General features: G+C 73.3%; 10 protein-coding genes. 5 read left to right on the top strand and 5 right to left on the bottom strand.

Going from position 1 to position 13,486, the window contains the following annotated elements; genetic code table 11:
- Nucleotides 1–43 precede the first annotated feature (43 nt).
- Together AC27L3_RS18325 and AC27L3_RS18330 are read left to right on the top strand one after the other, a co-directional pair.
- Nucleotides 44–1,279, top strand: coding sequence for a glycosyltransferase (locus tag AC27L3_RS18325; protein WP_487235109.1), 1,236 nt, complete (start codon nucleotides 44–46; stop codon nucleotides 1,277–1,279).
- Nucleotides 1,280–1,714: 435 nt separating this feature from the next.
- On the top strand, nucleotides 1,715–2,935 hold the full coding sequence (locus tag AC27L3_RS18330; protein ID WP_487235110.1) for a macrolide family glycosyltransferase: 1,221 nt from the start codon (nucleotides 1,715–1,717) through the stop codon (nucleotides 2,933–2,935).
- On the opposite strand, the gene AC27L3_RS18335 is transcribed toward AC27L3_RS18330, so the two are convergent.
- Nucleotides 2,916–3,509 (bottom strand): TetR/AcrR family transcriptional regulator, encoded by a 594-nt coding sequence (locus AC27L3_RS18335; RefSeq protein WP_487235111.1) that lies wholly within the window; start codon nucleotides 3,507–3,509, stop codon nucleotides 2,916–2,918. The genes AC27L3_RS18330 and AC27L3_RS18335 overlap by 20 nt on opposite strands.
- A gap of 87 nt (nucleotides 3,510–3,596) precedes the next feature.
- Between AC27L3_RS18335 and AC27L3_RS18340 the strand changes: the two genes are divergently transcribed.
- On the top strand, nucleotides 3,597–4,463 hold the full coding sequence (locus AC27L3_RS18340; protein ID WP_487235112.1) for an alpha/beta fold hydrolase: 867 nt from the start codon (nucleotides 3,597–3,599) through the stop codon (nucleotides 4,461–4,463).
- Nucleotides 4,464–4,618: 155 nt separating this feature from the next.
- Here AC27L3_RS18340 and AC27L3_RS18345 read toward each other — a convergent pair whose 3' ends face one another.
- The 4 genes from AC27L3_RS18345 to AC27L3_RS18360 are packed head-to-tail and all read right to left on the bottom strand — an operon-like array spanning nucleotide 4,619 to nucleotide 7,868.
- Nucleotides 4,619–4,861 (bottom strand): hypothetical protein, encoded by a 243-nt coding sequence (locus AC27L3_RS18345; protein WP_487235113.1) that lies wholly within the window; start codon nucleotides 4,859–4,861, stop codon nucleotides 4,619–4,621.
- 4 nt (nucleotides 4,862–4,865) lie between these two features.
- Nucleotides 4,866–6,368, bottom strand: coding sequence for a hypothetical protein (locus AC27L3_RS18350; RefSeq protein ID WP_487235114.1), 1,503 nt, complete (start codon nucleotides 6,366–6,368; stop codon nucleotides 4,866–4,868).
- 51 nt (nucleotides 6,369–6,419) lie between these two features.
- Nucleotides 6,420–7,529, bottom strand: coding sequence for a M14 family metallopeptidase (locus AC27L3_RS18355; protein ID WP_487235115.1), 1,110 nt, complete (start codon nucleotides 7,527–7,529; stop codon nucleotides 6,420–6,422).
- A 15-nt stretch (nucleotides 7,530–7,544) separates the two neighbouring features.
- Nucleotides 7,545–7,868: a hypothetical protein gene (locus AC27L3_RS18360; RefSeq protein ID WP_487235116.1), complete on the bottom strand. Its 324-nt coding sequence runs from the start codon at nucleotides 7,866–7,868 to the stop codon at nucleotides 7,545–7,547.
- Between the two features lie 270 nt (nucleotides 7,869–8,138).
- Here AC27L3_RS18360 and AC27L3_RS18365 point away from each other — a divergent pair, with 270 nt between their 5' ends.
- Together AC27L3_RS18365 and AC27L3_RS18370 are read left to right on the top strand one after the other, a co-directional pair.
- Nucleotides 8,139–8,465: a trypco2 family protein gene (locus tag AC27L3_RS18365; RefSeq protein WP_487235117.1), complete on the top strand. Its 327-nt coding sequence runs from the start codon at nucleotides 8,139–8,141 to the stop codon at nucleotides 8,463–8,465.
- A gap of 68 nt (nucleotides 8,466–8,533) precedes the next feature.
- Nucleotides 8,534–13,402, top strand: coding sequence for a tetratricopeptide repeat protein (locus tag AC27L3_RS18370; protein WP_487235118.1), 4,869 nt, complete (start codon nucleotides 8,534–8,536; stop codon nucleotides 13,400–13,402).
- The last annotated feature ends 84 nt before the right edge of the window (nucleotides 13,403–13,486 follow it).

The raw sequence follows: 13,486 nt of genomic DNA on the forward strand, positions 1-13,486 counted from the left end.
GCCGGACGACGGATGCCGGAAGACGAAGGTACGGGGGCACGGAATGCGTGTGTTGTTGGTGGCGTACGGGTCGCGTGGGGACGTCGAACCGATGGTGGGGCTCGCGCTGCGCCTGCGAGAGCTCGGCGTCGAGGCGCAGGTGTGCGCGCCGCCGGACTTCGCGGAACTGCTGGACGGGTTCGGCCTCCCGCTGGTGCCGCTCGGCCGGTCGGTGCGCGACATGGCGACCAAGGCCGTGACGGACACGTCGAAGCCGCTGCCCGCGGAGACCCTGCCCGAGCGCGCGGCCCGGATGGTCGCCGCGACGTACGAAGAGATCGCCGCGGTGGCCGAGGGATGCGACGCAGTCGTGGCGACGGGCCTGCTCCCGGCCGCGGCCGCGGCACGGTCCGTGGCCGAGAAGCTGGGCATCCCCTACGTCTTCGTGGCCTACTTCCCCACCTACCTGCCCTCCCCGCACCACCCGCCGCTCGCCTGGCCGGGCCGGCCGGTCCCGCCGGACGTCACGGACAACCGGGTGCTGTGGGAGCTGAACACGGAGAACCTCAACGAGCTCTTCGGCACGGCGATCAACACCCACCGGGCATCGATCGGTCTGCCCGCGGTGCACAACGTCCGCGACCACGTCTTCACCGACCGCCCGTGGCTGGCGGCCGACCCGACCCTGGCCCCGTGGCTGCAGCCGGCGGACCTCGACGTCGTCCGGACCGGCGCGTGGATCCGGCAGGACGACCGCCCGCTCCCGGCCGACCTGGAGACGTTCCTGGAGGCGGGCACACCGCCGGTGTACGTGGGCTTCGGCAGCATGCCCCTGCGCGACGCACAGGACGTCGCCCACGCCGCCGTCGAGGCCGTCCGCGCGCAGGGCCGCCGCGTCCTGGTCTCCCGCGGCTGGGCCGACCTGGCACTGACCGACGAAGCAGACGATTGCTTCGCCGTCGGCGAGGTCAACCAGCAGGCACTGTTCCGCCGGGTGGCCGCCGTCGTGCACCACGGCGGCGCCGGCACGACGACGACAGCCGCGCTGGCCGGTGCGCCCCAGGTGGTGGTGCCCCAGATGGCGGACCAGCCCTACTGGGCCGCCCGGGTGGCCGATCTCGGCATCGGCGCGGCGCACGACGGCCCGACCCCGACCTTCGACTCGCTCTCGGCCGTGCTGGGGACTGCCCTGGCCGACGAGACCCGCGTGCGGGCGAAGGAGGTGGCCGGGACGATCCGCACGGACGGGGCGACGGTGGCTGCGCGACGGCTGTGCGACATGGTGAGGCGCGACTCCTAGGGCCGCTCCGGCGAATCATCGTCGCGGGCGCCGGGCTTCGCCCGGGCCCCGGGGTCGCTTGTCGACTGCGGGCCGTCGGTGGCCGATCGCGCCCACGCGGCGGCAGCCGCAGATCGACACTGCCCCGCGCCCCTACGGGGCGCCCCGTAGGGGCGCGGGGAACTGCGCGACAAGCCACCGCGCGCCCGCAGACGGGGTGCCGTGTCGCGCCCACGCGGCGGCAGCCGCAGAGGCACCGGCACCGGCGTCGGCAGAAAATGCCGTGCCGAGCGCTCTCTGCTGCCGCTAGGGTCGCAGGCATGCAGCTTCCTCAGATCTACGGCTGACAGGGTCCGGGCAGCACCCCGGTCTCCTTCCCGCACGTTCAGGTGCGCCCGCCCCCGCGGGCGGGTTTGCCGTGCCCTTCTCGCCGTAGACCCGAAATGAGTGAGCCCCATGTCCCGTCCCCGTGCCCATATCGCCATGGTCGGCATCCCGGCTGTCAGCCACGTCCTGCCGAGTCTTGCGGTCATCCGCGAGCTGGTGGCCCGCGGGCACCGCGTGACCTACGCCAACGATCCGGCGGTCCCCGCGGTGGCCGACCTGATCACGGCGACCGGCGCCGAACTCGTCCCCTGCACCTCCCGGTTGCCGGTCGCCGACAACAACTGGCCCGACGACCCCATCGCCGCCATGGGCCTCTTCCTCGACGACGCCGTCCAGGCGCTGCCCCAGCTGCGTGCCGCCTACGACCACGACCCGGCGGACCTGTACCTGTACGACATCGGCGCCTACGCCGCGCGCGCCCTCGCCGAATCGCAGGACCGGCCCCTCCTGCAGCTGTCCCCGACGTTCGTGGCCTGGGACGGCTACGACCAGGACGTCGCGGCGTACCTGCGCCGGCTGCCGGGCGCCGACGCCTACCGGGCGAAGTTCGCCCGGTGGCTCGCCGATTGCGGGGCCTGCACGACCGACGTGGACGCCTTCTCGGGTCGCCCGGCGCGCGCCCTGGCGCTCATCCCCCGGGCGATGCAGCCGCACGCCGACCGGGTCGACGCCGCCGCCGTGACCTTCGTCGGGCCCTGCTTCGACCGGGCGGCGGACGCGGACGGCTGGACCCGTCCGGCGGACGCCGCGAACGTGCTGCTGATCTCCCTGGGCTCGGCGTACACGCGTCAACCGGCCTTCTACCGCGCGTGCCTGGCGGCCTACGGCAACCTGCCCGACTGGCACGTCGTCCTCCAGATCGGCACGTACACCGACCCGCGTGAACTCGGCGACATCCCGCCCAACGTCGAGGTGCACTCCTGGGTGCCGCAGCGGGCGATCCTGGAGCAGGCGGACGCCTTCGTCACCCACGCCGGTATGGGCGGCTGCGGCGAGGGACTGCTGGCAGGCGTCCCGATGATCGCCGTTCCGCAGGCCGCGGAGCAGTTCATGAATGCCGACCGGCTCGTGGAACTGGGCGTGGCCCGCCGCATCGACACCGCGGAAGCCACCGCCGACACGCTACGAGGCGCGTTGCACGACCTGCTCGCCGACGCGGAGGTCGCCCGCCGCTCGGCACGGCTGCGCGCCGGCGCCCGGGCGGAGGGCGGGACGCCGCGCGCCGCCGACCTCATCGAGGACATGGTGGCCGGGTCGCCCCGGCCGACCCTCACCGGTCGGTGCGACTGATCGCTGCGCGCAGCAGCTCGGCCATCGATCGGCCCGCCACGCGCAGGGGTTCCGGGTCGCGCGCGGCCCGGGCGAGGATGAACGCGCCCTCCAAGTTCATGATCAACGAGTAGGCGAGCGACCGTGCCTCGTCGGGGTCGGGCACCCATCGGGCGAACCACTGCCCGGCTGCGCCGACCCACTCGGCGAACACCTCCGCCGTCGCCACGCGCAGCACGTCGTTGGTCCCGGCGACCTCCGATGCCACCGTCGCGATCGGGCACGCATCCGCGTACCCGGTCGCGGCCAGGTTCTCCGCGGCCTGCTCGAAGGCGTGCACGACGGACTCGACGGGGTCGGCAACGCTGTCCAGCAAGGCCAGCACCATGTGGCCGTACGCGGCGCCGGCCGTGCGGATCGCGTCCTCGGCCAGTTGCTGCTTGCCGCCGGGAAAGAAGTGGTAGATCGAACCGAAGGGCGCGTCCGCTTCCGCCGCGATCCGCTTCAGTCCGGTGCCCGAGTAGCCGTTGCGGCGGAAGAGCGCCGTGGCGGCGTTGCGGATCCTGGCTCGCGTGTCCGGCTCGCCCTGTCCCATGCCCCATCACCCTTTGCGTACCGAGTCCTTGGCATTTCCGCCCCGCCCGCGCTACGTTCCAGTAGAACAATCTATCAAGGGGGTTCCATGCCGGAAATCGAGCTGTCGTACGGGCCGATCGATTACCAGGACACCGGCGGGGACGGGCCCGTGCTGGTGTTCGGCCACGGTCTCCCGATGGACGGAAGGCAGTGGCGCAAGGTGGTACCGCTGCTGGACGGCTACCGCTGCATCCTGCCGACGCTGCCCCTGGGCGGTCACCGCCGGCCGATGAACCCGGACGCCGACCTCTCCCATCGCGGCGTTGCCCGGCTGCTGGGCGAGTTCATCGAACGGCTGGGGCTGGACGACGTGACGCTCGTCCTCAACGACTGGGGCGGCGGCCAGTTCCTGGTCCTGGAGGAGCAGGGCCGCAGGGTCGCCCGGCTGGTGCTGGTGGCCTGCGAGGCGTTCGACAACTTCCCCCCGGGACCGGCCAAGGCGCTGGCCGCCGTGTGCAAAATCCCCGGCGGTGCCCGGCTTCTGACCCAGCTGATGCGCATTCCGGCCGTCCGCGCGCACCCCAAGGGGTACGGCGGGATGAGTCGCCGGGGCGTCCCGGACGAGATCATGGCGGACTGGTTCGCCCCCGCGGCCCGCAGCAAGGCCATTCGCAGGGACTTCGTCAAGTTCGCCACGTCCGCGCCCGATCGCGGGACGCTGCTGGCCTGGAGCCGGGAACTGAGCGCGTTCGACCGGCCCGTTCTCGTCGTCTGGGCCACCGAGGACCCCTTGATGCCGCGCGAGCACGGCCCCCGGCTGGCGGAGCTCTACCCGCAGGGCCGGCTCGTCGAGATCGCCGACTCGTCCACGCTTGTTCCCGAGGACCAGCCCGAACAACTCGCTGCCGCCCTGGTCGACTTCCTGCGGCGGACGGGTGCCGGGCCTGCGGCGCTGTCCGGCCAGGGCGGGTAGTACCGGCGCCCCACGGGGGTGCGAGGCTGTGTCGGTCTGCGGCTGCCGCCGCGTGGGCGCGAGACGGCACCCCGTCTGCGGGTGCGTCGTGACTTGTCGCGCAGTTCCCCGCGCCCCTACGGGGCGCCCCGTGACGGGAATCCGCCGGACCGGACCTAGTTCTCGCCTTCGGCCGTCCAGTCGGTGACGAAGAAGTACTGCCCGTCGACCTCGCCCTCGGCCTCCATCTCGCGGCCGGCGAGGTGGCTCACCTCGCTCGTCTCGAAGGGGTTCGTGCCCGGCAGTCGCACCACGTAGTCGTTCTCGCCGGTGTGCAGGACGAGCGCGTCGCGTTCGCTCTTGGAGCCCACGTCGACGCGCTCGTAGGAGAGCCGGCCGCGCAGGCGTCTCGTCGTCACCGGGTCACCGGGCCTCGTACTCGTCCACGGACACGATGTTGCCGTCCTGTTCGCGGACGACCACGACGACGTCGGTGCGCACCGGTGCGCCGGGGTCGCGCTGGGCGTGCAGGAGGTGCTGGCGGGGCGGCTGCCCGAAGGACTTGTGTGCCTCGCCCTCGTGCTTCCAGACCCCGGCGAACGAGGACACGGAGGCGGTCGGCGGCAGGTCGTGCCGCTCGGCGACCTCGCGCAGGCGCAAGGCGAGCCCGGGCTCCCGTTCGGTACCGGGGAGGGGCTTGGGTACGGAGACGGACTGCTGCAGCACGTGGGCGGCGAGCCGGGCCTCGCGGCGGCGCTGGGTCCTGGCGGCGCCCTGGTCCGTACCGGCGACCAGCTTGGCGGGGGCCTGCACCGGCTGGACCGAGGGGTCGCCGAGGAGGACGAACTGCGCGAGGGTCTTGAGGTCCACCGGGTCGAGGTGGGCCTTGAGCTTCACGTAGTCCAGCCGTGCCTTGAGCGCGGCGTAGCCGCAGGACTGGCCCTGCAGCAGCTCCCGGATGAGGTACTGGGTGATGAGGTCGGCCTGGTCGCAGCTGTCGGCGGGCCCGTACGCGATGGTCGTGCTGCCGAAGAAGACCAGGGCGCCGCTGCGGAGGTAGGTGTTGCACAGCGGCAGGTGCGGGGCGCTCGCGGGTGGGTAGAGCTCGGCCCCGTAGCAGCACTCGGCCGCCAGGACCGTCCCGTCGGTCAGGTGCTGGTCGACGTCGCCGGCCTTGAGGGCCACGGGGTAGCCGGCGGGGCCCTGCCCGTACCACTGGGGGTCCCTGGCCGCGCCGTGGCAGTTGACGAAGTGGCTCCTGGTGGCGAGGGGGCCGGGCTGCCAGGGTGATCCGCCGGGCGGGACCAGGTGCAGGGCGGTGGCGTCGCCGAAGAGGGTAGCGAGGTTCTCGCGCGTCGACTTCTCCCACACGGCGGCGGAGAGCCCGAAGTAGCCCTGGTACCGCCCGCGGTCCGCGGGTGCGGCGGCAGCGGCACGTCCGAGGAGACCGGTCAGGTAGGCCGGGTCGTGCCCGCCGGTCACGTCGGGCAGGCGGCCCACGACGCGGCTGGGGCCGGTGTAGTGGCCCGGCTCCTGGCCTCCGGCCGTGTACGGGGTCTCGCAGGCGTACGGCAGGTCGCTGGGGATGACGGGGTCGTCGTCCGGGGCGTGGTTCTTCAGCTGGAGATGCGGGATGACGTCGCGGCTCCCCAGGAGCATCAGGTAGTCGGGGCCGGCCGCGTGGCAGACGGCGTCGACGGCGTCCTTGTTCTGCCGGGCGTCGGCGGGGTCCGTCACCGCCGGGGCGCCGTAGCCGACCATGTCGTCCGGGCTGCCGATGTCGACCACGGTGGTGTCGAGCCCGCGGCCCTGGTCGGCCTCGACGAGGCCGGCCAGGGCGTCGCGAACGGACGCCAGGCCCGCCTCCGTGTACCCCTTGTGCCGCATGGCGGCGTAGTCGACGACCACGATCTTGGTCGAACCCATGGGAATCACCGACACCTTCTCGTCGACCGCGGGCTCCTCCCGACTGCCGGCTCAGGTCTTCAACGCGGCCAGGCAGAACTGGACGAGCCCCGCGTCGACGTCCTTGATGATGCGCCGCATCTCCGCCCACGGCGGGTGGAAGCTCGCGGCGTCCGAGGCCGGGTCCTCCTTGCCCCACTCGACGGTGAAGGCGAGGATCTTGCCCTTGCCGTCGTCCACGATGTGCCGGGAGTAGGCGTAGTCGTCGCTGGTCCCGCAGGTCGGGTACAGGTGGAAGCCGGACATCGGCTTGTACGTGGCCCCGCGGACGCCGTGCAGCCCCGCGCAGAACTCCCGGGCCAGGTCGAGGGCGGTGTCCGCGTCGGCCTTCGGGATGTACTCCGCGTACGCGGAGTCGTGGGGCAGGCCGCGCTTGCCGTCGAAGGAGGGGTTCCGGAAGTTCTGGGCAGGGGTCGCCGACTGGTTCTCGTCGTCGCCCCAGATGTAGAGCATGTCCTCGGAATAGCTGTGCACGTCGACGAACCACCGCGTGCCCGGATAAGTGTCCAGCAACCAGCGGACGTTGCGCGTCTCGGGCTCGGAGAACGGGTGCGGGCCCTGGTACGTCTGGTAGTCGCACGGGTCGTCGGTGACCCGCGGCCCGGCGCCCGGGGCGAAGGCGGTGGCGAAGTCGAAGAGGAAGTCGAAATTGCGGTTGATGTCGACGCCGACGCAGGCCGGACCGCCACCCGCGGGGGCGGGTCTGCGGTTCTTGCGCCACATCGGGTCGGCGGTCTGGCTGTAGTGGCGGCCGTCGGGGTTGACGAGCGGGAAGACGACGACGGACAGCCCGTCCAGCAACGTCCGTACCTGCGCCGCGTCGAACCGTGTGCCGCCGTAGGCGAGCCCGGTGCCGCCCTGGTAGGCCTCCAGGAGGTCGGCCGCCAGGTGGACGAGGACTTCGCAGCTGCCCCACTCCCGGGCGTGCACCCCGCCCGTCAGGACGACGCAGTCCCTGCCCCCGTCGGGCGTGGAACCGACTTCGAGGGCGTGACACGTCACGCCCTCGACCGACGGCTCGGGAAGTGCGACGAGTCGGCTCAGCCCCGGGTACGCGCCTGCCAGGCGGACCACGGCCGAGTCGACCTCGGTGGTGTTGAAGTACTTTGCGTTGGCCGGCATGGGAACCTCACCGGATCAGTCCTCGACCTTGTCGCCCAGCCCGTGCGGAACGGTCGAGGGATCGGCGAACCGGTCGCCCTCCCCGACCTCGGCCTGGCGGGCCTTGCCGGTGGCGGTGGCGTCGGCCACCACCGTCACGGTCACCCCCGGGTGCTCCAGCGCCTCGGCCTTCCCCGCGGGCACGTAGGCGTCGATGCCGACTCTGCCGTCCGCATCGGTGCGGGGACGGCCTCCGACGTCGGGGCGCTCGTCGCGAAGGAGCGCGCGGAGCGTGTCCGCGTCCTTGGCCGTGACCCGGACGCGCAGGATCTTGTCATTGTGGCTGTCGTCGGAGGGCATGGCCTCACATCCCTCACTGGTACCTCAACGGGTATCTCCTTTCACGGTGCGCCCTGGGGCGGGTGGGGTGTCAAGCGTTACGGAATGCTGTTATCGCCCGCAACTACTGCGGATTTGTCTGCGTTTGCCGGGGTCCGCGGGGCGTGCCTACGCTGGTTGTTCGGGGTGAGTAAGCGAATCCCGCCTCGCTCCGCCGTCGCGCCTGTACCGTCGAGGGAGTCTCCGGCGGGACCCGCCGGGGCTGCAGCCATGCACGGGGGAGGCACAGGCATGGAGATCGAACTGGCGGCGGCCGTGGCCGCGTTGCGTGACGAGCTGACCGAGGCGGCGGCCCGGGGCAGCGGGCAGGAAATCACGTTCCAGGTCGGCCCGATCGAGCTGGAATTCACCGTCGAACTCCGCCACGACGCCAAGGCGAAGGCGGGGTTCAGAGCCTGGGTGGTCGCCGGCGACGGCGAGGCCGGGCTGGCCCGGGGGCGTACCCACCGGGTCAAGGTGGCGCTGACGCCGCAGGGTCCCTCCGGGAGCGTCCTGATCCACCGGCCCCGGCTCGCGGCGCCCGGGCCGGGTGACGTGTCCGGCCGTATGGACAACTGACGCGCCGAAGGGCACGAGGCCGGGCCCGTCCGCGGGCGCGGGAGATTCACCCACGGGGGGACAGCACGGTGAGCGATGCTCTGGTGGTCGGGGTGGACGGGCCCGAGGGGATGGGGTCGGGGTACGTCATCGCCCCGGGCCTCGTCCTGACCTCGGCACACGTCGTGCCGGCGGTGGGCGGGGCGGCGACCTTCTTCCGTCCCGGCCGGGCCGGGCAGTACGACGCGACGGTGGTCTGGCGGGGAACACCCGCGGGATGCGACGACGCGGCCCTCCTGCGGTTTCGCGACGGGCATCCGGATGCCCAAGGGACGCCGTGGCCGGTCGCACCCGTTCGGTGGGGGCGGCTCGTCACCCACCGGCCCCGGACCGACTGCGTGACCTGGGGCCTGCCGGCCGTCGTCCAGGGGGACTACCCGGCAGTGGAGCTTTTGCACGTGGAGGGAACCGTCAACCGGGCCGACGGATCCGTCAACAACCGGCACCTCATGCGCGTCAAGGATCAGGTCGTCGCATGCACCGACCGGTTCGGGCGTGCCGTCTCGCCCTGGGCGGGCCTGTCGGGTGCCGCCATGCTCTGCAACGGGCTTCTCACCGGGGTGATCTGCAGGGACTTCGGCGGATTCCGGCACACCCGGCTGGAAGTCGCGCCGGCCTACGTACTGCTCGGCGACGAGAACTTCCGCCGGATCCTGGAGGAGTACGGCGTCGGGAGCGTACTCGAACCGGCGGAGTGGGCGAATCTGTCGTCCCGCAGCGGTAACCGTTCGCCGGCGCGCACCTTACCGGCCTCGCCCGCGGCGCTGCTGGAGGCCGGGCACGCGGTGGTGCCCTTCCGTGGCCGCGAAGAGCTGCTGACCGAGTTGCAGCAGTGGTTCAAGGAGCCCGGCCTCGACGTGCGTCTCCTGCACGGGCCCGGAGGACAGGGCAAGACCCGCCTGGCCCTGGAACTGACGGCCCGGCTGGAGGCCGAGCGCTCGGCGGTGGTGTGGCTGCAGCGCGATGCGAAGGCCGAGGACATGGCGGTGCTCGGAGACACGGCCGTTCCACTGCTGGTGGTCCTCGACTACGCCGAGACGCGCATCGAGCAGCTGACCGCCCTGCTCACGCTGATCGTCGCCCGCCCCCTCGCGACGCCGCTCAAAGTGCTCCTGCTCGCCCGCACCGCCGACGACGACTGGTGGCAGCCCGCGCGGCGGGCGAACAGCGACACCCGGGACCTCCTCGACGACATGATCGAAACCCCGCTGCCACCCCTGGAACCGCACCCCGAAGGCCGCGCCGAGGCCTACCGGGATGCCGTGGAGCATCTGGCCCGGGCCCTGTCGCACGTACCCCGGCAGCAGCACCATGCATGGCCGAAGGTTGCCGCGGCGGTGACCGACGCCGCGCGCCGCAGGCCCGACCGGCTGAAGGGCGCCGGGCTGGACATGGCGCTCACCCTGCACATGACCGCGCTGGCCGACCTCCTGGACGAGGCGGTGCGCGGCGCAGCCGAACGGCCGGTCGTCGCCGACGGCCGCAGGACCGTGCGCGTGGAACGGCGACTGCTCGACCATGAGTCCGCCTACTGGCCGAACACCACCCAGCAGCACCCCCTGATGCCGGACGTGGAGACCTTCAAGGACGCTCTCGCCGCAGCCTTCCTGTGCGGCGCCGACACCCCCTCCCAAGGGGAGGCCCTGCTGGGTCGCATCTCCTACCTCAAGGATCGCGGACGAGCCTGCCACCGGGCCCTCACCGGCCGGATCGCCGCGCTCTACCCGCCCCGCGACGGCAGGGCGTGGGGATCCCTGCGACCGGACCGGCTGGCCGAATACTTCGTCGGAGAGCGGCTGACCAAGAACCACGACCTCCCGCACGACCTGCTCGGCGGCGGCACCACGGAGGACGACCGCGGAGCGTCCGGCCTCACCGACGCCCAGATCACCCAGCTGCTCACCGTCTACGCCCGGGCGGCCGCCCACCCCGCCCACCGCGATGCCCTCGATGCACACCTCACCGAGCTGTGCGTGCGCCGTCGGGACGTGCTGGCGCACCCTGCCGTCGACGTCGCCACGCGGGTCGAGCGGCCGGAGCCGCTGGTGTCGGCGTTGGACCGGCTGGCCGACGAGCCGGGTGCCACGCCGGAGGCGCTGCAGGAACTGGCCGACCGCCTGCCGCGCCCGACGCACGCGCTCGGCCCCCTGGCCGCGAAGGTGACCGAGCGGCTCGCCGGGATCCACCGCGAGCTGGCCCGCCAGGACCCCGCCTGCCTGCCCGCCCTGGCCCTGATGCTGCGCCGGCTGACCGGCCGCCTCGGCGATGTGGGACGGACCCGGGAGGCGTACGAGGCCACCGGCGAGGCCGTCGCGCTCTACCGGCGGCTGGCGCAGGAGGATCCGGCCGCCTACCGGCCGCACCTCGCCGCCGTCCTGCACAACCTGTCGCTGACCGCGCGCGCCCTGGGCAAGCGCGAAGAGGCCCTGCCGCCCGCCCAGGACGCCGTGAGGATCTACCGCGAACTGCGTCTCGCCCCGTCGGGCGGACACGAGTTCCGCTCCGGCCTGGCGCACGGCCTGGGCGCCCTCGCCCAGGCGGAGGGCGAGCTGGGCCGCCCCGAGGCGGCGCTGTCGGCCATGGACGAGGAAGTCGGCATCCGGCGGGAACTGGCCGCGGAACGCGGCGAGGACGCCCTGCCGGAACTCGCCTCCGCCCTGAACAACCGGGCCATCTGGCTGATGGAGTGCGGGCGCATCGGACAGGCACTGCCGGTGAGCGAGGAGGCCGTCACCCACTACCGGTCCCTGGCCGAACGGCGTCCCGACGCCTTCCGCAACGGGGTCGCCCGCAGCCTGGGCACGTACTCCGCCTGCCTGCACCTCACGGGCAGGCCGAACGACGCGCTGGAGGCGGCCGAGGAGGCCGTCGGGATCCGGCGCCGACTGGCCGACGAACGTCCCGGCACCTACCTCGCCGACCTCGCGCTCAGCGTGCACTCCCTCGCCATCGACCTGGCCGAGGCGGGACGCCCGGACGAAGCCCTGGCACGGGCCGACGAGGCCGTCGGCCTCTACCGGCGCCTGGCCGACCAGGAACCCGCCGGGTTCGGACACCGGCTCGCCAACGCCCTCAACACCTACGCCCACCGCCTGAACGACGCGGGGCGGCCGGCCGACGCGCTGGAGGCCGCCCGGGAGGCGGTCGGCCTCTACCGGGCCCTGTTCGCGGCGGAACCCGGGGCGTTCAGGGCCGATCTCGCCATGAGCCTGGACACGTGGGCCACCCAACTGGAGGAGACGGGGCACCCGGAGGACGCCGTACGGGCCGGCGAGGAGGCGGTCGGCCTCTACCGTGCGCTCGCCCGGCAGCGCCCCGATGCCCCGCTCGACGACCTGGCGGGCTCCCTGCACAACCTCTCGGTCCGGCTGAACACCCTCGGACGGCCGGACGAGGCCCTGGCGGCGCTGGACGAGGTGGTCCGCATCCGTCGCCGCCGGGCGACGGCGGAGCCGGCCGGCAGGTCGCGGGCCGCCCTGGCGGGCGCCCTGCTGGCCAGGATGCACTGCCTGTGCGACACGGGACGCACCGAGGACGCCGTGGCCGACGCAGCCGAAGCGGTGGAGCTGTACCGCGGCCTCGTAGAGCAGGAGGGCGTACAGCAGGAGGGCGTACAACAGGACGGCGCAGGGCAGGACGGCGCACACCAGGACGGCGCCCAGCAGGACGCGGGCGGGTATGCGCGCGGGTTCGCCAGGGCCCTGTCCGGTCTCTGGCTCATGCGGTCCCGGGCCGGGCAGGCGGCCGAGGCACTGACCGTACTGGAGGAGTCCATCGAGGTCAGCGGCCGTCTGCTGGGGCTGGAGCGGGAGCAGGACGCCGGCCCCGCGCCGGCGTACGGCGAGGAACTGTTCGTCCTCGGCACCCAGCTCTCCGCGGCGGGCCGCCCCGACGACGCGGCGCGCGTCATGCGCCGAGCCGTCACCGCGCTCCGGCGACCGACCGGGAACGGCTCCGCCGAGCCGTCGCCCCGGCTGCTCCCGGCCCTGTCCTGCCTGACGACGTACCTGATCGAGGCGGGACGGCGTGCCGAGGCGCTGCCCGTCGCCGAGGAGGCGACCGGACTGCTCGGCGACCTCGCGCACCACGGCCCACTCGCGCACGCGCTGTGGGTCCTCGGCTGCCTCCAGCACAACGCCGGCCGCCGGGAGGCCGAGGAGACCCTGCGGCGGGCCGTCACCGTCGCGGACGCCCTGCCGCCCACCGACGCACGCGAGGTCGTCCGCAGCCTGTCCCGCTCCGGCCTGGGCGTGCACCTCGTGGAAGGCGGCCGGGTGCCCGAGGGCCTCGCGCACGCCCGGAAGGCCCTCGGGATCGCCCGCGACCTGACGGACGCCGACCGCGCCCACGGCCGTGTGCTGGCCCTCGTGCTGCTCGACCTCGGCCGCCTCCTGGCACTCGCCGCACCGGCGCACGACGAAGCCTTCGACGTCTCCGCCTTCGAGGTCTCCGCCTTCGACGTCTCCGCGGAGGCATTGGCCGTGGCCGAGCAGGTGGCGACGACCGCAGGCGCGGCCGGCGAACCGGTCCTGGTCTGGGCCCTGGCCCACCACGCCCTGAGGCTGAGCGAGGCCGGCCGGCACCCGCAGGCCCTGGACGCCACCGCCCGGGCGGTCTCCCTCAGCCGCGGCCTGGCCGCCCGCCACCGCGCGGCACACGAGGACCACCTCGCCTTCGCGCTCTGCGCGTACGCCAGGACCCGGCTGCTCGCCGGCACCCAACAGGAAGAGGCGAAAGGCGCCATTGCCGAAGCGGCTCCCCTGTGGCGGGCGCTCGCCGAGAACGAACCGGGGCTCGTCGCCCCCTACCTCCGCATGGTGACGGACACTCATGCACGCCTCACCGGCCACCCGCTCGGGGTGCGCCCGGCCTCCGCGCCGCCGCGGGGCGAGCCGTAAATCGTTTGACCGGCCGGTGGGTCCGAGGTGGACTCTGGCGGGGCGCCATGCGGCGTGGTGCCGGTATCCCGGGGGAGGCAGCGG

The sequence above is a fragment of the Streptomyces sp. PKA51 genome (genome assembly GCF_057552455.1).

What these genes read in the sequence shown, in the direction of transcription:
- AC27L3_RS18325 (WP_487235109.1), top strand. Translation starts at nt 44, where the DNA reads ATGCGTGTGTTGTTGGTGGCGTACGGGTCGCGTGGGGACGTCGAACCG.
- AC27L3_RS18330 (WP_487235110.1), top strand. Translation starts at nt 1,715, where the DNA reads ATGTCCCGTCCCCGTGCCCATATCGCCATGGTCGGCATCCCGGCTGTC.
- AC27L3_RS18335 (WP_487235111.1), bottom strand. Translation starts at nt 3,509, where the DNA reads ATGGGACAGGGCGAGCCGGACACGCGAGCCAGGATCCGCAACGCCGCC.
- AC27L3_RS18340 (WP_487235112.1), top strand. Translation starts at nt 3,597, where the DNA reads ATGCCGGAAATCGAGCTGTCGTACGGGCCGATCGATTACCAGGACACC.
- AC27L3_RS18350 (WP_487235114.1), bottom strand. Translation starts at nt 6,368, where the DNA reads ATGGGTTCGACCAAGATCGTGGTCGTCGACTACGCCGCCATGCGGCAC.
- AC27L3_RS18355 (WP_487235115.1), bottom strand. Translation starts at nt 7,529, where the DNA reads ATGCCGGCCAACGCAAAGTACTTCAACACCACCGAGGTCGACTCGGCC.
- AC27L3_RS18360 (WP_487235116.1), bottom strand. Translation starts at nt 7,868, where the DNA reads ATGCCCTCCGACGACAGCCACAATGACAAGATCCTGCGCGTCCGGGTC.
- AC27L3_RS18365 (WP_487235117.1), top strand. Translation starts at nt 8,139, where the DNA reads ATGGAGATCGAACTGGCGGCGGCCGTGGCCGCGTTGCGTGACGAGCTG.